Here is a 21,451-nt window from a genome sequence, read left to right on the forward strand (position 1 = left end):
AATATGATATTTATTTAAACCAAGGTGATGTAAATGAATCCCCCTCATTATCATATACCTCGAACTGTATCCAGTTAAGTAGACAATTTTAAAAATGAAATGGTTAACTAGCCTTTGTTCGTAATTCCTTCGGACTTAGGCTTTTTAATTTGTATTTCCACCATTCAGAATTACAGATATAGATATGTTAGACAACTTCATTTTAAATAGCTCATCTAGATACTTATGTTACTATATTTCCATGGATTTATTATCTTATTTTCTATACAATATGAATATAATTGAAATATTTCAGCGGTGCTTCTATATGAGGTACCGCTTAATTTATAAAAAGAGGAATTCACTATGAAACATAAAGAGCTAATTGGAAAAATGACATTAGAAGAAAAAGCTTCGTTAATGTCAGGGAAAGATTATTGGCAAACTCAAAACATAGATCAATATGGTATTAACAGTATGTTTCTTGCAGATGGACCGCATGGCATTAGAAAGCAGGCGGTAGCATCAGATAAGCTAGGACTTAATGAAGGTATTCCAGCAACATGTTTTCCAACCGCTGCAACGGTAGCTAATAGTTGGAATGAAGAGCTAGGAGAGAAAATCGGAGAGTATCTAGGAGAAGAGGCTGTTGCACAGAAGGTTAATGTTCTACTGGGACCTGGTGTTAACATGAAGCGAAATCCGCTATGTGGTAGAAATTTTGAATATTTCAGTGAAGATCCTTATCTTGCTGGTAAAATGGCTGCTGGTTATATTAGAGGTGTTCAGTCGCACGGAATATCAGCCTGTGTGAAGCATTTCGCTGTAAATAATCAGGAAGATAGACGTATGTCGATTGATACAATTGTTGATGAAAGAACACTACGAGAAATTTATCTAACTGCATTCGAAATTGCCGTTAAAGAAGGTAAAACTAAGACAATTATGTCTTCTTATAATAAACTGAATGGTACATATACGAATGAAAATATGCATTTGATGCAACATATTTTACGTGGTGAATGGGATTATAAAGGGGTTATGGTAACCGATTGGGGCGGTAGTAATGACCGCGTAGATGGATTACTTGCTGGTAATGATCTGGAAATGCCAACAACAGCTGGTGAGACGGATCGTGAAATTATTGAAGCTATTCGTAGTGGGAAACTTCAAGAAGCGGTTTTAGATGAAAGTGTAGATCGACTGCTGGAACTTATTTTTACAACACAGGAAGCGTACAATAAAAAGCCTGTAGAATTTGATGTGGAAAAGCATCATAGAGTAGCACAGAAAGCTGCTGAGGAGTCTATCGTTCTTCTGAAAAATGAAGGAAATATATTGCCACTTAGATTTGGAAAGAAAGTAGCAGTTATCGGAGATTTTGCCAAAGATGCACGATATCAAGGAGCAGGCTCTTCTATTGTTAATCCAACGATTTTGGATCATACGCTAAATTGTTTTGAACAATCAGGAATTGTCAGCATTGGTTATGAGTCTGGTTTTGAGCGATACGGAAAGAACAACGCTGAAAAGATTAAAAATGCCTGTGCATTAGCAGAAAAAGCGGATGTCGTGCTTCTATATATTGGTCTGGATGAAGTTACGGAAGCAGAAGGTCTTGATCGGCAAAATATGAAGATTCCAGATAACCAAATTGATCTATTAAACGCTTTATATAACGTGAATTCTAATATTGTTGCCATTCTGTCTTGTGGTTCCGCAGTAGAAATGCCGTGGATTGATAAAGTAAAAGGATTAGTGCATGGATATTTGGGTGGACAAGCGGGCGCTAGATCAATTCTTAGAATTTTATCAGGTGATGTCAATCCTTCAGGTAAGTTAGCTGAGACGTTTCCTCTCAAGTATGAGGACACTCCTTCTTATCATAATTTTTCAGGCAAGGAAGTTAGTGTAGAATATAGAGAAAGTATTTATATTGGCTATCGTTATTATAATACAGCGAATATCGATGTACAGTTTCCTTTCGGATTTGGACTGAGCTATACAACTTTCGAGTATTCTGACATTGAAGTCACTGAGGCTGGCGTAGCATTTAAGTTGACTAACTCGGGAAAAGTGGCTGGTATGGAAATTTCGCAGCTATATGTAGGTTGTCAATCGGAGGAAATTTTCAGGCCTACAAGAGAATTAAAAGGATTCGTAAAAACATTTATCAATGCAGGCGAAACAAAGACAGTAACGATACCATTTGATGATAAGACATTCCGTTATTTCAATATTAAGACGAACAAATGGGAAATAGAAAGAGCACAATATGATATAATGATTGGTGCTTCCAGTGTAGATATTAGATTGACTGATACTATTTTTGTAGAGGGCACGGGAGCGCCACTTCCATATCATAAAGTTAAGCTTCCAACTTATTATTCCGGTAAAGTTAATAATGTTAGTTTAGAAGAATTCGAAAGTCTAGTAGGTAATAAAGTTCCTATTGCTACATGGGATCGAACCAAGCCACTTGGCTATAACGATACGATTGCACAATGTCAGTATGCCAAGGGAGCAATTGCAAGATTAGCCTTCCACACAATTGTGTTTGCGCATTGGTATTTGCGAAAAATAGGTAAGCGAGAAACGGCTAATCTTATTATGATGTCGATCTATCATATGCCATTCCGAGGTATTGCAAGAACAACAGGTGGTATTGTGAATATGCCGATGTTAGATGGGATACTGATGATAGTAAATGGTAAGTTCTTTAAAGGTTTGAACCATCTGTTGAAGGAAAGAAATAAGCTGCGCAAAAGTTACAAAATTGCATCACGAATAGACTCAGCTAGTGGGAAAAAACTATGAATAAAGACGCATTGGAATGTTTCATAAAAGTATATGAGAAGAAAAGTGTTACGTCGGCAGCTAAGGACTTGTTTATTACACCGCAAGGACTAAGTAAGACAATCAAGCAACTTGAAATGGATTTAGCAGCAGAATTGTTTTATAGAGGTCCACAAGGAATGGAATCTACGGAATGTGGTGAACTATTATACGCTCGCGCTAAACATCTCTGCTATCTAATGGATGATATCAAAAAAGAAATTAGTATAATGAGTGGAGGCAAAGGTGTTCTAAATGTGTTAGCCACCTTTTCCACTATATCTACAGTGCCTCCCGATGTGCTATTTAGATTTACCAATAAATATCCCGAATTTCAAATGAGGCTAAGAGAATTTCCTGATGAGTATCCGCTTGGAAGAATATTTCAGGAAGAGTTTGATATCGGTATCGTACTAGGACAGCAGGACATTGATAACTGTGAGTACGAGCTTATTCAACAAGGTGAAGTTGTAGTCGTTGTTTCGAAAAAGCATCCGCTTGCAGCTAAAGATGAAGTTTCGATTACGGACTTGGAAAATGAACGTATTGTTCTAAAGTCTGTAGGAACAGGTAAAGAGCATACGTTAGTAGATAAATGTCTAGAATATGGCTTTACCCCGCATATTGTACATGAATATGGGAATGTAGCAACTGCACATATATTATGCGAAGAGAATGGGTATGTAGCCGTATCTGTCGATCTTGTAGAGGCGTCCTATAACAATGATAAGTTGAAAATTATGCGATTAGTCGAAAAAATTCCTCATAATGTATATTTGGTTAGCAGAAAAAGAGATATTCAACCTAAGTCAGTTTCGTTTTTCCGAGATTATGTAAAACAATATATTAATGAACAAAAGTGAAAGAAAAACGGTAGGTCATTCTGATGAGCCCAATAGCGCATCAGAATGACTTTTTTGTATTGTCAACCAAAAGTTGGATACCCCTAACTTTTGGTTGATAGCTGTGTCTAACTAGATCTGTTAACCTTAATCTTGCATTCAACGAGGTACATATTATTCAATGTTTTGAAAAGTTAGAGTTTTATTAATAGGAGGGAAACAAGTGAGTAAGTCAAAAGGAAACAAGCGGAATTTTGTAACATTAGCAATTATTTTCTTAGTATTATTTATTGCTACAGCTGTAGCTGTTTCAATTGTGTCTGTGCCCCAAATGGTCATGATATTATTTGTTGCAGTAATTATCCTTGCAGTAGTGATTGCCGCATTTGGCTTCATATGGACGAAAAGAAATAAAACAGAGAAAAAGGGATTGAGAAGACTCTTCGTATCTCTATTAAGTCTTGGACTTGTTGTCGTAATTGTTCTTAACGGAGCTATTAACCACTACAACATCGCTATTAACCAATACTTAACGAAAGTAAAGATTGATGAAGAACAACTTGCACTAGTATCAGTAGATTCCAAGTTAATGACGGAACTAATTGAAGATGAAGGTATTGTGCTTTTGGAAAACAAAGGAAACGCACTGCCTCTGGATACAGCGAATAGCCGTGAGAAAAATGTAAACGTTTTCGGTCAAGCGTCCGTTAAAATGATTTACGGTGGAAGTGGCTCTGGTTCAGGTAATGAAAGTGCAAACATAAATCTGCAACAAGGACTTGAAAACGCAGGTTTTACAATTAACAGCAAGTTAACAGAATTCTATCAAGAGCATGCTCCTAAGAAGAAGGAAACCGATATATTTACTCTCGATGGTGGTGACTATACACTAAGCGAGCCTAAAACAAGTGATTTTAGTGAGGAATTGTTAGCTAATGCTAAAGAATTCTCTGATGTAGCACTTATTGTTCTATCAAGAGCTGGAGGAGAAGGTGCTGATCTTCCATTCGAAACATCGGAATATGGTGGTTCATCAGATTACCACTATCTTGAGTTATCAGAAGCGGAAAAATCGATGATCGATATGGTTAAATCGATGAATTTTGCGAAGGTTGTCGTTGTCGTTAACTCGAGTAACGCAATGGAACTAGGGTTCTTAGAAGATGAAGGTATTGATTCTGCTCTATTAATTGGTGGACCGGGTTCTACAGGTAATAATAGTGTTGGAAAAGTATTGGCTGGTTCTGTAAATCCATCAGGTCGTTTAGTTGATACCTTTGCTTACGATGTAACATCATCACCAGCATATTTCAATGCAGGTAACTTTGAGTATTCTAATACAAAGCATGCATATGTAGAGAAGTTAGGCGCTAAAGGTGATAAGTTCCATACTTTCGTGAATTACAATGAAGGCATTTATGTTGGATATCGTTACTATGAAACACGATACGTTGATAATACAACAAGGGAAGTTGATGAAGCGGCATATCAGAATGCTGTTCAATACCCATTGGGATATGGTTTAAGTTATTCAGGATTTACAAAAGAAATTACAGATTATCAAACAGTGGACGGTAAAATTAAGGTTGAAGTGAAAGTTACCAATACAGGTGAAGTAGCTGGTAAAGAAGTTGTACAAGTGTACTACACTGCGCCGTACTATGAGGGTGGAATTGAAAAATCCCATGTTGTACTTGGTGCATTTGATAAGACGGAAGTACTTGAGCCAAATAGTTCTGAGATTGTAACACTTGAATTTGCGGTTGAAGACATGGCGTCTTACGATTATCAGAATGAAAAAGCGTATGTTCTTGATGCTGGTATGTACGACATTAAGCTAATGAACAATGCACATGATGTAATCGACGCTAGACAATATGAAGTATCTGAAAAAGTTGTATATAACGAAGATAACAAACGTTCTTCAGATGAGGTGTTGGCAACAAACCAATTTGACAATGCTAACGGTGATCTGAACTATGTAACTAGAGCTGACTGGGAAGGTACTTTACCAACAGCTCGTACAGAACATAAAGACGCATCACCAGAATTATTGAAAGCATTAGAAATCCAACCAGTAGTGGATAATCCTGATGATGAAGACATTGTTTTCGCAGATCATGGTTTAACACTTAAAGATGTCGTTGGTCTAGATTATAATGACCCGAAATGGAACGATTTACTTGAACAAGTTTCAGTTAATGAAATGGCTAAATTAATTGGATTTGGTGGATATGCAACACAGGAAGTAGCATCAGTTGGTAAACCAGGGACAATTGAACTTGACGGTCCTGCCGGTGTCAATGGAATTTTCACTGGAGTTACTGGTGTTCAATATATGAGTGAAACTGTGCTTGCTGCTACATGGAATGTTGATCTAGCTGAAAAAATGGGTGAATATCTTGCCAATGAAGCTATTGTATATGGAGTTAGCGGATTATATGCTCCTTCAATGAATATCCATCGCACACCCTTCTCAGGAAGAAACTTCGAATATTATTCAGAAGATTCATTACTATCAGGTAAGATGGGTGCCGCTTTTGTAGTAGGTGCAGCTAATAAAGGTGTATACTCTTTCATCAAGCATTTTGCACTAAATGATCAAGAAACAAATCGTGATGGTGTTGCTGTTTGGACTAATGAACAAGCCATTCGTGAGATCTACTTAAAACCGTTTGAGTTGTCAGTTAAGGAAGGTAAAACTACTGCTGTTATGTCCTCATTTAACCGTTTAGGAACGGTATGGACGGGTGAACATTATGGATTACTTACAACAGTACTTCGTGATGAATGGGGCTTCAATGGAACGGTAATTACCGACTTTGATTTGTACCCGCATATGACGGTTGACCAAGCCATTCGTGCAGGTAATGATTTAATGCTTACACCGATGGGTGATGAACCTACTAAATTAAGCACGAGTACAAATACAGGTAAACAAGCCATGAGAAAAGCGACACACAATATTCTTTATACTGTTGCAAATAGTAACGCTTTGGAAATTAATGTTAAACCTTATCCGTATTGGGTATTGTTACTTGGTTTTGGAGATATCATTTTACTAGGATTACTAACATTAGGATTCTATAAAGTGGCACATCGCAGAAGAAAACAAGTAGAGGCATTCGAGTCCCATAATCTATAAATATAGGACATTCTCTAATACGAGACCACAATACTAAATAAAATTATGAAATTTTAGGCGGTACCCCTTTGGGGTACTGCCCAAAATACTAGAATGAGGTAATAACATATGAAATACAAAGAACTCATAGCACAAATGACGTTAGCAGAAAAAGCTTCTTTGATGTCCGGGAAAGATTTCTGGCAAACTCAAAACATAGATCGACTTGGAATTAAAAGTATGTTTCTTGCCGATGGTCCTCACGGTATTAGAAAACAAGCAGCAGCGGCAGACCATTTAGGGCTTAATGCTAGTATTCCAGCTACTTGTTTCCCTCCAGCCGCTACAATATCCAATAGCTGGAGTACAGAACTTGGAGAAACTATTGGAGATTATCTTGGGAAAGAGGCAGTTGCACAGAGGGTCAATGTTCTACTTGGTCCTGGTGTTAACATGAAGAGAAACCCATTATGCGGCAGAAACTTCGAATATTTCAGTGAAGATCCATATCTAGCAGGTAAAATGGCTGCTGGTTATATTAATGGTATTCAATCACATGGCATTTCCGCTTGTGTGAAGCATTTTGCTGTAAACAATCAGGAAGAGAGACGTATGTCTATTGATACGATTGTTGATGAAAGAACGCTACGAGAAATATATTTGACTGCATTTGAAATTGCAGTTAAAGAAGGTAAGACGAAGACGGTTATGTCTGCTTATAATATGTTAAATGGTACTTACACGAATGAAAGTACACATTTAATGAGAGAAATTTTACGTGATGAATGGAAATTTGATGGAGTTGTTGTCACGGATTGGGGCGGTAGTAACGATCGCGTAGCTGGATTACTAGCTGGTAATGAATTGGAAATGCCAACTACAGCTGGTGAAACTAATGACGAGATTATTCAAGCTATTCAAAGTGGAGCAATTGCCGAAGAAGTATTAGATGAGTGTGTAGATAGACTACTTGAACTTATGTTTACAACTGAGGAAGTTTACAAAAATTCACAGCAACAAGAAGTTGATATAGAAGCACATCACAGAGTAGCACAACGTGCTGCGGAAGAGTCCATCGTCCTTCTGAAAAATGAAGAAAATATATTGCCGCTTAAGAAGGGCACAAAAGTAGCTATCATTGGTGATTTTGCCAAACAACCTCGATATCAAGGTGCGGGTTCGTCTATTGTAAATCCAACAATTTTAGATAATACACTAGATTATTTTGATCAATCTGGACTTGTCAGTGTTGGATATGAATCTGGATTTGAACGTTATGGAAACAAAAATACGAAAAAATTAGATAAAGCATGTGCACTTGCAAAAGAGGCAGATGTCGTTCTTTTCTATATGGGCTTAGATGAAGTAACCGAGGCAGAAGGATTAGATAGACAAAGCATGAAGCTTCCTGACAATCAGCTTGAATTGTTACAGGCACTTAAAAAAGTGAATGCCAATATTGTAGCTGTTCTTTCCTGTGGTTCTGTAGTAGAAATGCCATGGATCTATAACGTAAAAGGATTAGTACATGGATATTTAGCAGGACAAGCTGGTGGCAGAGCTATTCTTAGAGTTATAACAGGTGATGTAAATCCATCAGGAAAACTATCAGAAACGTATCCACTACGTTATGAAGATACACCTTCTTATCATCAATTTCCTGGTAAGGAAGTGAGCGTAGAATATAGAGAAAGTATTTATATTGGCTATCGTTATTACGATACAGCGAATATTGAAGTGCTTTTCCCGTTCGGATACGGGCTTAGCTATACAACGTTTAAATATTCCAATATTCAACTTTCAAAAAATGAAGTTACATTTGAATTAACCAATACAGGAAACGTTGTTGGTATGGAAGTCGCGCAGCTGTATGTAGGTTGTAAATCGGAAGCTATTTTCAGAGCTAGCAAGGAATTAAAAGGTTTTACCAAAATATTATTGAATGCCGGTGAAACAAAAACCGTAACGATTCCTTTTGACGATAAAACATTCCGTTATTTCAATGTGAAGACGAACAAATGGGAAGTAGAAGAAGCAGAATATGAAATTATGATAGGTTCATCGAGCTCTGATATCAAATTGGCGGACACTATTTCTATAGAAGGAACTGGAGCGCCACTACCGTACGATAAAGCTCAGCTTCCAACTTATTATTCAGGTAAAGCTAACCATGTTACTGAAGCAGAATTTGAAAATCTACTCGGTTTTAAAGTGCCTATTGCCAAATGGGATCGCTCGAAACCACTTGGTTACAACGATACAATTGCCCAGTGCCAATATGCTAAGGGAGGATTTGCAAGGTTTGCATATCATCTCATTGTCTTTGTATATCGGTTCCTGAATAAGATCGGTAAAAGAAGTACAGCAAACATTATTATGATGTCGATCTATCATATGCCGTTCCGCGGAGTTGCAAGAATGACCGGTGGAATTATGAATATGCCGATGTTAGATGGTATTTTGATGATGGTTAATGGTCAATTCTTTAAAGGCTTGAAACATGTAATAAAGGAAAAAAACAAACTGTCAAAGATTAACAAGGAAAACAAGACCATAGCAGCTGCGACAAAGGAGATGTAGAATAGGGTGAGCCAAGAACATATGAAAACTAATAAATCAGCATCGGGCTTAAAATCTGTTTGGAATAAATATAGTGAAAAGCATCCTGGTATTGTACAGTTCATCGTATTCACTCTACTAAGTATGGGTATGACGGTATTACAGCTCGTCTTAATGCCGCTGTTAAAGGCCATATTCGCACAAACCACATTAGTTACGACAAGCTTTCAAATTATGCAGTTTGGTCAAAACTTTGATGGAAGTCCGTACTATTTATTCGATTATGGAGCGGGTTCACTTGCATCAGGCGGTGGAGGTGGGTTAGCCTATTTTCTTGCCGTGCAATTGACAATCGGAATCGCACAGATTATTAACTTCTTTTTACAAAGAAACATAACATTTAAGTCGAACAGTAACATTTGGACAGCGGCTTTCTGGTATGTTATTGCTTATATTGTCATTACAATTGGTGCTGCGGCAGCACAAGGATTCTATAAAGCTCCGATTTATAACTTATTAATGAACACATGGGGAATGGGCCAACTAGGTGAAACAACAGCAGATATTATTACAATGCTAATTAATGCTGCAATCTCATTCTGGGTATTCTTCCCAATATTTAAAATTATCTTTAAACAAGAACCTGAAAAAATGACCAAGTAAAGGTAGTGTGAGCATGAAGTTATTATCAGTAGTAATACCTTGTTATAATTCACAAGACTATATGAGATACTGCATAGAATCCCTTTTACCTGGTGGAGAAAGCGTAGAATTACTGATAGTAAATGATGGCTCCGCTGATCAAACAGCAGAAATTGCAGATGACTATGCAACGAAATATCCAACTATAGTAAAAACATTCCATCAGGAAAACGGCGGACACGGTGAAGCCGTTAATACAGGAATCCGTAATGCAACTGGCTTATATTTTAAAGTGGTAGACAGTGATGATTGGGTAGATATAAGAGCATATCTCAAAATACTCGAAACATTAAAAGATTTTGTAGCAGACAAGCAGACTGTAGATATGATGATTAGCAATTTTGTATATGAAAAAGAAGGCGCTAAATACAAAAAAATTATGAAATTTGAAAATGTTCTTCCAGAAGGAAAAATTTTCTCCTGGGAGGACACTAAGTCTTTTCGTAAAGGACAGTACCTTCTCATGCATGCGGTCATGTACAGAACACAGCTACTAAGAGATTGTGGGTTACAGCTTCCGAAACATACCTTTTATGTGGACAATTTATTTGTATATGTTCCACTTGAGCATGTAAAGAAAATTTACTATATTAATGTGGATTTTTATAGATATTTTATAGGCAGAGAAGATCAATCGGTTCAAGAAAGCATTATGATTAAGCGAATTGATCAACAGATTAAAGTTAACAAGCTTATGATTGAATCCGTTCAACTCGAACATATAGAAAGTTTAAAGCTTCACAAGTATATGCTTCATCATCTAGAGATTGTAACGATTGTATCTGTTATTTTGTTAATACGCTCGGCAACTGCAGAGAATTTAGAGAAGAAAAAAGAATTATGGCACTATATTAAGGAGCAAGATATAGAACTATATCATAATCTCCGCTATGGAATGATGGGGCGTTTAATCAATTTACCGGGTCGTCCTGGACGTAGTATTTCTATAGGAGCTTACAAAATATCGCAAAAACTAGTTGGATTCAACTAACGTATAAAAAATCGGGGAATGACATCTATGAATGTTAAATATGACTTTCTAATTGTAGGTGCAGGCATGTATGGTGCTGTATTTGCTCATGAAATGAATAAATCGGGAAAAACATGTTTAATTATCGATAAACGAAGCCATGTAGCAGGAAATATACATACAGAAAAAGTCGAAGATATTCTAGTTCATCAGTACGGCGCTCATATTTTTCATACAAGTAATAAGGAAGTATGGAATTATGTTAATCAGTTTGCGGAATTTAACAGATATATTAATAGTCCGATAGCCAACTACTACGGAGAAATATATAATTTACCATTTAATATGAACACATTTAATAAAATGTGGGGTGTTGCTACACCAGATGAAGCAAAGCTACGAATACAACAGCAATGTAAGGACAATTATGTGGAAAACCCACAAAATTTACAGGAACAGGCGATCAACTTAGTGGGACCGGATATTTATGAAAAGTTGATTCGCGGTTATACGGAGAAGCAATGGGGTCGTTCTTGCACAGAAATACCTGCATTTATTATTCGTAGACTTCCTGTTAGATTTACTTATGACAATAATTACTTCAAAGACCCGTATCAAGGTATTCCAATCGGTGGATATACAGCGATGATCGAACGAATGATTGAAGGTATAGAAGTTAAACTTAATACAGACTATCTTCTTGAGAAAGAGCAATGGGACAGTATGGCGGACAAGGTCATTTACACAGGTCCTATTGATGCTTACTTTGACAATAGGTTTGGTGTGTTGGAATATAGAAGTTTGAGGTTTGAAACGGAAGTTTTGGATACAGCTAATTATCAAGGTAATGCGGTAGTTAACTATACGGATCGTGAGACTCCCTATACTCGTATTATAGAGCATAAGCATTTTGAATTTGGTACTCAGCCTAAAACCGTCATTAGTCGTGAATATAGCGAAGAATGGAAACGAGGCGATGAGCCGTATTATCCGATCAACGATGAAAAAAATAATATATTGTATGAAAAATATAAAGCACTAGCTGAAGCTGAGAGCAACGTTATTTTTGGTGGTCGTCTAGGCGAATACAAATATTATGATATGGATAAAGTGGTAGAAGTTGCTTTGCAGAAGGTTAAAGCGGTTCTAGGTTAAACGGAGACGAATTAATAGTGTAAGAAAATTTATTATTTATATTTAGAGCCATCCGGCGCCGGATGGCTCTTTAATTTGTTACGACATACCGTATAGTAATGCAAATTAAGCAATTGATATGTGCCATAGAATTTGTACAAAAAAAACGATAGGAAAATTTCTGTCCATTGCGTAGTATGCACGTATTATTTAATATTGTAATTGATAATGCTTATCATTATCAATTATTAATAAGGATAATACAGGGGGAAAACAACGATGTTTCAAGTGAAAAAGGTAGGTATGCTTCTAGTATGTATAGCAATTATGGGTTCTACATTGATAGCATGTGGAAACAAAGATAATAGTTCGAACAATACACCAACATCAGAGACACAAGCAACAGCTACGCCAGCTCCTGAGCAAACAGAGGAAACAACGAGAATGTTTACAGACTGGACAGGTCATGAGGTAGAGATACCTGTTAATCCAAAGCGCGTCATCTATCATGGAGAAGTAACAGGTGATGTTCTGGCACTTGGAGTCACTCCAGTAGGGGTGATGAAGAATGAAAATGGTGGTACGGTATATGATGACTTAATAGCTGACATTGAAGATGTTGGTTTTCCGTTAAGTTTGGAGAAATCACTAGAAATTAATCCTGATCTAATTATTTTCTCTAATTCAGACGCTGCACAATACGAGCAGATTTCAAAAGTTGCTCCAACGGTAACTTTCAACTCCTTTGCTCCAATTGCAGAGAGAATGCAAACATTAGGGGATTTACTGGGCAAGCAAACAGAAGCAGAAGCATGGTTAGCACGATATAACACTACAATGAAAGAAATGTGGGCATTATTACATGAAAGTGGTATCAAGGAAAGTGAAACAGCTTCTGTATTTACAATGTATCCCGGTAATCGACTGTTTGTTATGGCTGGTGCAGGATTACCACAATTTTTATACGAAGAGAATGGTTTTAAGCCAGTAGACAAGGTTCAAGAAATCATTGATCAAGAAATTGGTTTTGTAGAAATCTCTGCGGAATTATTGAATGAATATGTTGGCGACAGAATATTTATATTGAATCCCGTAGACCCTGCGGCACTAGAATCAACAAATGAATTAATGGAAAGTGAAGTTTGGAAAAACCTACCTGCTGTGAAAAGTGGTTATGTGTACAATTTTGATATTGTGAAAGCTGGTAGTGATGCACTCTCAAGAGATTGGATGATCGAAGAACTTCCAAAAGTTATAATTCAGTAATAATAAATTGAAAAAAATATGTCTTTATTAGAAGCTCTTTAACTACGGTTGAAAAGCTTCTTTTTTTCGTCTAAAATGATATTATTGATAATGATTATCATCCGCAACAAAGGAGGTCACAACGTGCATGTTCAATCTATCCAAGAAACATTGCGTTCTTTGTCTTTTCATTTGTTAGATATTGAACTGATGAAATATAACACTGAAGCTTTTCATCCAAAAGAGAGAGTGGATTCATATACGCTTCTTATAATAAAGAGCGGTTCGGGTTCGATCTATAAAGATGCTGTGAAATTATTGTTTTCCAGTCATAGTGCATTTCTTTTGAATCCAGGTAATTGCTATCAAATCGTAAGTGCCGATAATGAGGACGTTCAATATTATAAAGTTAAATTTTTAATAACACGGATAAACGAATTATCTCAACCCGAAGTATATAAACATGAATTATTTCCGAGTCGTAGTGAGCTACGTGTCTATCCGTTATCTCAATTAATAGATATGTCTGAGCAGCTCTATGAGAATAAAGGCAATTATGAACATATAGAATCTTTCCAACAAAATTTGAGATTTATGAAATTAATGGGCTTTGTGTTAGAACATAATATCATCTCAGAAAGAAAACCAAACTCAATTCAAGCGATAGAACGAACTGTTCAATATTTACAAGATCACTATACAGATAAAATAACGGTTAAGTTTTTATCGCAAATGGCGGGATACCCGAATAGTCAATATTCCATTATGTTTAAGGAGTTAACTGGTCAGAAACCATTGGATTATCTAACTGAACTCCGTATTAAGCAGTCTAAAAATTGGCTTCTTCAATCAAAAGAATCTTTGCGATATATTGCTGAGAAGGTAGGATTTGCAGATGAATATTACTTCAATCGTAGATTTCGTCAAACAACAGGTATGTCTCCAAGACAATATGCTAAAGCAATGGAACGTCAAGTTAGCGTAAAAGATTGTGCGGGGCATGAAGTTGCTATTCCATCAAAACCTTCACGTGTTATCTTTTATGGAAATTCTATGCAAGACTTATTGCCACTTGGTATCGAACCCATTGAAGGTGGATATGACGGAGGTTCTTTCAATAGAGAGAAAGCTTCGCTTATTAAGCCTGACCTAATTATCTTTGATAGGGAAGATGAACAGGAATACAAAAAAATTTCACAGATTGCTCCAACATTACAATACAATTCGCATGATTCACTTGAAGAGCGACTGCTTACATTAGGAAAATGGTTTGGAAAAGAGTCGGAAGCTAGGCAGTGGCTTAATCATCATGCTAATAACTCTGATCGAATGTGGAGGCAGCTACAAACCTACATTAAGCCGGGAGAGACAGCATCTGTATTTGTATATCACCGCGGTAAACGTCTGTTTGTTATGGGCAAGATTGGATTAACTTCTGTTCTCTATCATCCAAGTGGCTTTCGCCCTGTAGACAAGGTCAAGGACCTTCTTGGGGAGGAACAAGCATATAAGGAAATATCATTATCTAATGTCCAAGATTACGCAGGAGATCGTATTTTTATGATCTGTCCTAGTGACCCCGTTTCAAGAAGAGCAATGGAGGAAACAATCAGTAGCAATCTTTGGAAAAGCATTCCAGCTGTGCGTAATGGATTAGTGTATTTAGTAGATGAACTGACATGGAACTGTGTCGATGCCATCACTATAAGCAAGCTACTTAATCTGCTGCCAACGTTGTTAAAGCATACTTCTTAAGTGTATAAGAAGTGAAGCATACCCATCTTTTGTCCAAAGTTATCATTAGATTTGTCCATTGTATTCAAAAAGAATTCGAGTTTACAATGGAATGATAATGATTCTCAAATGTAACTATAGATTTATAAATTAGAATGAGGTGGACAACAGTTGACAGAGCAACTTGAATTATATGATGTAACAATTATAGGTGGTGGCCCTGCGGGGATGTACACGGCTTTTTATAGCGGAATGCGAGATTTGAAAACTAAAATTATTGAAGCGAGTGAAGAACTCGGTGGACGTATGCTTATATATCCAGAGAAAATGGTGTGGGATGTTGGTGGTGTTCCACCAATATTGTGTGAAAAGCTTATTGTCCAAATGGTAGAGCAGGCGAACACTTTTGAACCTACAATTATACTGGGTCAACAGATTGTTGGATTAGAGAAGCAAGATGATGGAACCTATATTTTGGAGGCGAGCAGTGGCGAAAAGCATTGGACACGTACAGTTATACTTGCCATCGGACGAGGAATTTTAAAGATGGCTAAGCTTGAACTTACAGGAGCTGAACGCTATGAAGTGACTAATTTGCATTATACTGTACAAGGATTGGAACCTTTTCATGGGAAACGTGTTTTAATCTCAGGAGGAGGTAATTCTGCGGTAGATTGGGCGAATGAATTGGAATCCATAGCTAGTCAAGTTACAGTTGTTCATCGTCGTAGCCAATTTGGTGGGCATGAGAAAAATATTATTCGAATGAAAGATTCTTCAGTTAACGTACTTACTCCATATGAAGTAAGCGAATTATATAGTAGCAATGGGGCGGAGATTGATCAAGTTACACTGCGGAACATAGAGACGGGAGAAACTAGTCATCTAGAAGTGGATGCAGTCATTGTTAATCATGGCTTAGTATCTGATTTTTCGGGAATTAAAGATTGGGGCTTAGATATGGATGATTGGAATGTATTTGTTAACCCCAAATTGGAGACAAATCTATCTGGAATCTATGCCGCAGGTGACTTTGCCTATTATGAAAGTAAGGTCAATCTTATTGCTGGCACATTTACAGATGCTGTATTGGCATTAAACAGTGCTAAGTTATATTTGGAACCAGAAGCTCCAAAAGTAGCTTATGTATCCTCCCATAATGAGCGATTCAAGGAAAAGAATAAAGTACTAGGTGTGGTAGAAGAATAGTTAATATATCCACTATTCTATGAAAAACAACCGAAACGGACACGCCGTTTCGGTTGTTTTTGTTAATAGAATGCTGACACCTTTCTCCATAGTGCTCGTTGTATTCATTAAGAGATTAGTCAGTAAAGAGGCTATTGGTCAAGAAGTGCTTCTTCTACTTGGTCTAATACAAGATTATAAGCTACTGGACCAAATCCAGCGATCCATACCGTATTATCTACTGTGTAAACATTATCCTTTTGCACAGCTGTTAGATTGCGCCACAGCGAATTATCGCGAAGTTCTTTTAATGCCGACTCATTTTGAGCTTCACCGCCAGACAAAATTAAGAAAATGTGATCTGGGTTAATTTGTGGTAGTAGCTCGAGTGAGATATTTTCTAAAACTTCATTCATGACGATTCCCATTGATGCATAATCTGGACTAGGAATACCGGCAACATCATATAACATATCAGGCGAGTAGAAAGAATCATCGTCAGCAACACTTGGTGCAAATAATTGAATCAACTTATCATTCAAACGGAAAATCATGACCGTTTCACCCGCAACATCACTAGCTGCTACACGATTTCCTAGCTCTTTGGCGCGATCCATTAAATCATTCACAATCACTTCTGCTTCTTGCTCTTTACCTAATACTTTAGCCGTATTCTTAAACCAAGCAAGTGAACTAGGGAAATAGCTAGTCATATAAGTAGGTGCGATCTTGCTAATTTGATCATAATGCTCGGATAGTGCTTGATTGGCTAGAATAAGATCTGGTTCAGTAGATAAGAGAACCTCTTTGTCAAAGATATTAACTTGTCCTAGAGGAATAACACCATCCATTCTATCTTTTAGATAGTCAGGAAAATCCATTCCATTTTGCGTAACGATAGAATGTGGCTTCAATCCTAAAGCTATAAGATGGTCAGCATATGCATAAGTCAGTCCTGCAATACGCTGAGGTTTAGCTGGTATCTCTACTTCTCCAAATAGACCGTCAACTACTTGTGTCTCTGATGCGTCTATTTCAGGTGTTTGTTCGGCATTTGTTGCTTCTGTTTCCTGTACAACATCTAATGGAGGTATTTCTTGTTTCGTCTGTATATTGCTGCTGCACCCTGCAATTAAGAGTAAAATCAATGCTCCTAATATAAATGCGGATAATCTTTTAGTACCAGTCATTCGTTTAAAACTATGCATGTGTATTGTCTCCTCTATTGATTATTATTCTCAATTACAATTATAGAGAAGCCAATAACAATCGTCTATTCACTATCGTATCTTATTAGATGCACAATAATGACCTCATTTGCTTGGGTGTTTCCTCAAGCAATAGACGATGAGAAAATGAGGTGTAGCTGCTAAGCACATACGATATATCTTGGTGATATACACGGTTACGTTTAACCGCCTCTTGCGCTCTCCACCATGGTGACTCAAGCCAACGTAGTTTATCAGTTGCAGTTAAAGAAGGATGAAACGTCAAAACAATATAATCTGCACTTAGTTTATCCATTTGCCAGCCAGACGTGATATAGTGTCGCTGCTGCTGTTCAATAAATGCAGGTGGATTAAGCTTCAAATCTTGATACAGCACTGCACCGATATGGCGAAACCCTGCAACATAGCAATCATGAGGGCGTACAAGTATAGATATTATAGTAGCATCGCCTATTAGTCCTTGTACCTCGGCTGCCTTTACCCGTGATTGTTCTTCATAAGCTGCCAACCAGTCCTGTGCCTGATGTTCATAGCCTACCGCATAGGCGATTTCCATAAGCTGACTACGCCAATCTTGTGTCTCAAAGGAGATTTTCATTGTCTCTGAAACCTTTTCAAGTTGGCGTAATTGTTCCTCGGTTGTATACTCACTCACTAATATCAGCTCTGGCTCAGATTCCATTAGCGTTTTTAAGTCGGGCTCTTCTCCTTCGTATCGATTCAGAAATAAGGTACTGTTCAGCAAAGATGTAGATTCCTGAAATTTCCTACCAGAAGAAGCACAAGGTTCTAAACCAAGCGATAGTAGATGACCGGTATACTGGTTATTAAGCGCCGCAATTTTTGGTTTTTTTTGGTTTCGATTAATATAGACGGTTGGCGATACACCGACATGCTTTTTGAACATACGGCTAAAATATAGTGAATTACTATAACCAACCTTGCTTGCCACGTCCACAATAGTGCCCTCTTCATTTAAAAGTAACCTTCGTGCATGCTTCATCCGTACTTCGGTCACATAGTCCTGTGAGCTTTTACCTATCGTTTGCTTAAATAATCTGGAATAGTAGGCATGGGAAAATCCGGTTCTCTGAGCCAATTGTTCACGAGATAATGTACTGGAGTAATTTTCTTCAATATAGCGAATGACCTGATAAATCAACTGCTCAGCGTCATAATTACCTACTTGATCTATTCGCTCTCCAACGCCTATGGCCCATTGGAGAAATAAAGCTTGCGCTTGCATGTGATTCCATGTTCCACTTTGTTGCCAAAGAGCATATAACGTTCTGATGTCCTTTTGTTCATAGGAGTGTAGTTCAAAGATTTTATTAGAGAGGAAAAGTGATGCTTCCCTCGTGTAAATATCGTTTATCGTATGGTCATAATTATGTATCTTCATTAAGAACATACGTATATTGTTGGGACAAGTTTGTTCAATCTGAAGCTGCTGGTGAGCTTGAATAACCATGCATTGTCCAGCCTTCATATGTCGAATAAAAGGCTTGTCTGTAATGATTAACTCTCCCGCATCGAGTACGACTATCAGTTGTACTCCATCAACAACATAAGTGCATGTTGTTGGTAGCTTTGTAACAAGTTCTATTGACTCTATGATGTATAGCATAGATGGACATCCCCCTTACTCATACAACCATTATACGTGAAACGAAGGCAAGTGTAATTCATGAGCATGAGAGATTAGTGAAGGATACGTCTGGTCATTCAGCTTTTTTGCCATGAAAGTAATCAATCAGCCATTTCGTAAGCTGTTTATGTGAGTTGCTAAAATATCGCTCAGAACTGTACATTAGCTCAAGGTGACGTAGTGGTGTATGTTCTGTGATTGGTATAGCTATGATATCTGATAGTAAAGATTTTTCTCTTAGTAAACCATCGGGTTGAATCGTAACACCAACCCCACCACGAACCAATTGTAGAAGAGAAATAGCAGAGCTAGTTTCCATTACTGTTGTCAATTGAAAGCCCTGCTCTCTGCAAATTTTATCTACTATTTCACGTCCGATAAAACCTTTAGGATACATGACCAATGGGAGATGTTCTAATTCATGTAGAGCGATTTCTTTTCTGCTAGCTAGTTCACTTGCTACATTGACGTATAAGTGATACGGTTCCGACCTAAGTGGAATTTGTACTAATCTTTTATCTGACGTACCTTTCAAACCAATACCAATATCCACTCTATTGTTGAGTAATTCTTCTTGAATGTTGAGAGTAGATCGAGCCTGCAGTTGTATATTGGGATATTCGGACTTGAAATGAATAAACAAAGGAACCAGTTGGAAATCTAAATCAGAAGGCAGTACGCCAAGACGTACTGTTCCTCGCTGACCTGCTACCAGTTCACTTATTGCATTTTTAGCATCCTGTTCTGCATGTAGCATCTTACCCCCATGCAGTCGCAATAAATGTCCAGCTTCTGTTGCTACAACCTGTTTACCAATACGATCGAATAGTGGCATAGCGAGTTCTGCTTCGAGTACACGAATTTGTTGGCTTAATGTTGGTTGTGTGATTCCAAGTGATTCGGCTGCTTTTGTAAAATGAAGATGTTCGTATACAGCCATAAAATATTGAATATGACGAGTGTCCATAAGGTCTCCTTAATTTGATAGTTAATTTCTATTATAATAATAGAAATTATAGAATTGATCAATGAAGTGGTAATGATTATACTTTTGTTACACACTCAAGTACAGGAGGCAACATAAGTGAAAAAATATTATTTGTTGTTAGCTATTTTTGTTGCAGCATTAAATCTAAGACCGATTATTACTTCTGTTGCGCCATTGCTTGGTACTATGCAATCGAGTCTAGGAATGAATGGTCTGACAGCAAGCCTGTTAACTACACTGCCCGTATTATGTATGGGTATATTTGCTCCTATAGCAACCATTATGCGAGATCGATGGGGTCTTGAAAGAACCATATTTATAGCTCTAGCATTAATCACTGGGGCAACAGCATTACGAGGTGTTATGGGCTCTATAAGTATACTAGTTATTACAGCTCTTATTGGCGGAATAGGCATTAGTTTGGCCGGACCGTTGTTATCCGCATGTATTAAAAAATACTTTCCTAAAAATCCTGGTCTTGTGAGTGTATACTCTGTTTCTTTGACAGTTGGTGCAGCAATTGCTTCCGCTTTGTCTATACCAATCTATAATCGCAATCATCAAAGTCTTACACTGACTTTATCTTGTTGGGCAATAATAGGTGTTGTTGCATTACTAATATGGATACGATTGATTGGTAATACGGAAAAGACGGTAGGCTCAGTAAACTCTAAGCTACCTATCCGAAATAAGCGTGCAATATTATTGACACTTTTTTTCGGATGTATGGCAAGTATGTTTTATTCCATGACAGCATGGATATCTCCGATTGCACAGAGTTTTGGTTACAGCAAAGCCAGTTCAGCATTACTACTTACAGTATTTACAATTGTACAAATTCCAATATCCATCATTGTTCCAGGTCTTGTATCTCGATTCGGCAAACGGCGATTCTTTCTAGTTATTTGTAGTCTATTTGAGTTTGTCGGTGTTGTGATGCTGTTATTACATCTTCCGATGATGCCTGCTATTATTTGTTTGGGAATTGGTGCGGGGGGTCTCTTCCCGCTTGCACTTATGCTGCCTATTGTTGAGACCAAGACAGCTCAAGAGGCTGGAGCTTGGTCAGCAATGTCACAGTGCGGTGGTTATATAATCGGAGCGATGGGGCCTCTGTTAATTGGAGTAATATATGATAATAGCGGTAGCTTTACACCTGCTCTTATAGTAATGCTCGTTATTATTGTTCTAATGATTGGAGTACAATTACTCATTTCTAATGGTGCTGCCGTTGTAAAGCACGCGAATAGCTAATAATAATTATGTAATAAATT

Annotated in this window: 14 protein-coding genes; 11 read left to right on the top strand and 3 right to left on the bottom strand. The window is 37.4% G+C overall.

Annotated features, from left to right (window positions below):
* Positions 1–345 precede the first annotated feature (345 nt).
* From NV377_RS14945 to NV377_RS14990, 10 genes are all read left to right on the top strand, one after another.
* Positions 346–2,796, top strand: coding sequence for a beta-glucosidase family protein (locus NV377_RS14945; protein WP_258201588.1), 2,451 nt, complete (start codon positions 346–348; stop codon positions 2,794–2,796).
* Positions 2,793–3,677 (top strand): LysR family transcriptional regulator, encoded by an 885-nt coding sequence (locus NV377_RS14950; RefSeq protein ID WP_258201589.1) that lies wholly within the window; start codon positions 2,793–2,795, stop codon positions 3,675–3,677. The genes NV377_RS14945 and NV377_RS14950 overlap by 4 nt, the downstream gene beginning before the upstream one ends.
* A 202-nt stretch (positions 3,678–3,879) precedes the next feature.
* Complete coding sequence (locus tag NV377_RS14955; protein WP_258201590.1) at positions 3,880–6,801, top strand: glycoside hydrolase family 3 N-terminal domain-containing protein; 2,922 nt, start codon at positions 3,880–3,882, stop codon at positions 6,799–6,801.
* Positions 6,802–6,909: 108 nt separating this feature from the next.
* Positions 6,910–9,360, top strand: coding sequence for a beta-glucosidase (locus NV377_RS14960; RefSeq protein WP_258201591.1), 2,451 nt, complete (start codon positions 6,910–6,912; stop codon positions 9,358–9,360).
* Between the two features lie 6 nt (positions 9,361–9,366).
* Positions 9,367–10,002 carry a hypothetical protein gene (locus NV377_RS14965; RefSeq protein ID WP_258201592.1) on the top strand — a complete coding sequence of 212 codons (636 nt, stop codon included), beginning with the start codon at positions 9,367–9,369 and terminating at the stop codon, positions 10,000–10,002.
* 13 nt (positions 10,003–10,015) lie between these two features.
* The gene (locus tag NV377_RS14970) at positions 10,016–11,032 is read left to right on the top strand and encodes a glycosyltransferase family 2 protein (protein WP_258201593.1); all 1,017 of its coding nucleotides are present in this window, start codon (positions 10,016–10,018) and stop codon (positions 11,030–11,032) included.
* A gap of 27 nt (positions 11,033–11,059) precedes the next feature.
* Positions 11,060–12,166 (top strand): UDP-galactopyranose mutase, encoded by a 1,107-nt coding sequence (gene glf, locus NV377_RS14975; RefSeq protein WP_258201594.1) that lies wholly within the window; start codon positions 11,060–11,062, stop codon positions 12,164–12,166.
* A 258-nt stretch (positions 12,167–12,424) separates the two neighbouring features.
* Positions 12,425–13,411 carry an ABC transporter substrate-binding protein gene (locus NV377_RS14980; protein WP_258201595.1) on the top strand — a complete coding sequence of 329 codons (987 nt, stop codon included), beginning with the start codon at positions 12,425–12,427 and terminating at the stop codon, positions 13,409–13,411.
* 123 nt (positions 13,412–13,534) lie between these two features.
* Positions 13,535–15,145, top strand: coding sequence for an ABC transporter substrate-binding protein (locus NV377_RS14985; RefSeq protein WP_258201596.1), 1,611 nt, complete (start codon positions 13,535–13,537; stop codon positions 15,143–15,145).
* Positions 15,146–15,295: 150 nt separating this feature from the next.
* Positions 15,296–16,333 carry an NAD(P)/FAD-dependent oxidoreductase gene (locus tag NV377_RS14990; protein WP_258201597.1) on the top strand — a complete coding sequence of 346 codons (1,038 nt, stop codon included), beginning with the start codon at positions 15,296–15,298 and terminating at the stop codon, positions 16,331–16,333.
* A gap of 131 nt (positions 16,334–16,464) precedes the next feature.
* On the opposite strand, the gene NV377_RS14995 is transcribed toward NV377_RS14990, so the two are convergent.
* From NV377_RS14995 to NV377_RS15005, 3 genes are all read right to left on the bottom strand, one after another.
* Positions 16,465–17,520 carry an ABC transporter substrate-binding protein gene (locus NV377_RS14995; RefSeq protein ID WP_258201598.1) on the bottom strand — a complete coding sequence of 352 codons (1,056 nt, stop codon included), beginning with the start codon at positions 17,518–17,520 and terminating at the stop codon, positions 16,465–16,467.
* A gap of 85 nt (positions 17,521–17,605) precedes the next feature.
* Complete coding sequence (locus tag NV377_RS15000) at positions 17,606–19,168, bottom strand: AraC family transcriptional regulator (RefSeq protein ID WP_258201599.1); 1,563 nt, start codon at positions 19,166–19,168, stop codon at positions 17,606–17,608.
* 94 nt (positions 19,169–19,262) lie between these two features.
* Positions 19,263–20,156 carry a LysR family transcriptional regulator gene (locus NV377_RS15005; protein WP_258201600.1) on the bottom strand — a complete coding sequence of 298 codons (894 nt, stop codon included), beginning with the start codon at positions 20,154–20,156 and terminating at the stop codon, positions 19,263–19,265.
* Positions 20,157–20,273: 117 nt separating this feature from the next.
* Here NV377_RS15005 and NV377_RS15010 point away from each other — a divergent pair, with 117 nt between their 5' ends.
* Positions 20,274–21,431 (top strand): MFS transporter, encoded by a 1,158-nt coding sequence (locus tag NV377_RS15010; protein ID WP_258201601.1) that lies wholly within the window; start codon positions 20,274–20,276, stop codon positions 21,429–21,431.
* The last annotated feature ends 20 nt before the right edge of the window (positions 21,432–21,451 follow it).

Source organism: Paenibacillus endoradicis, from assembly GCF_024721975.1.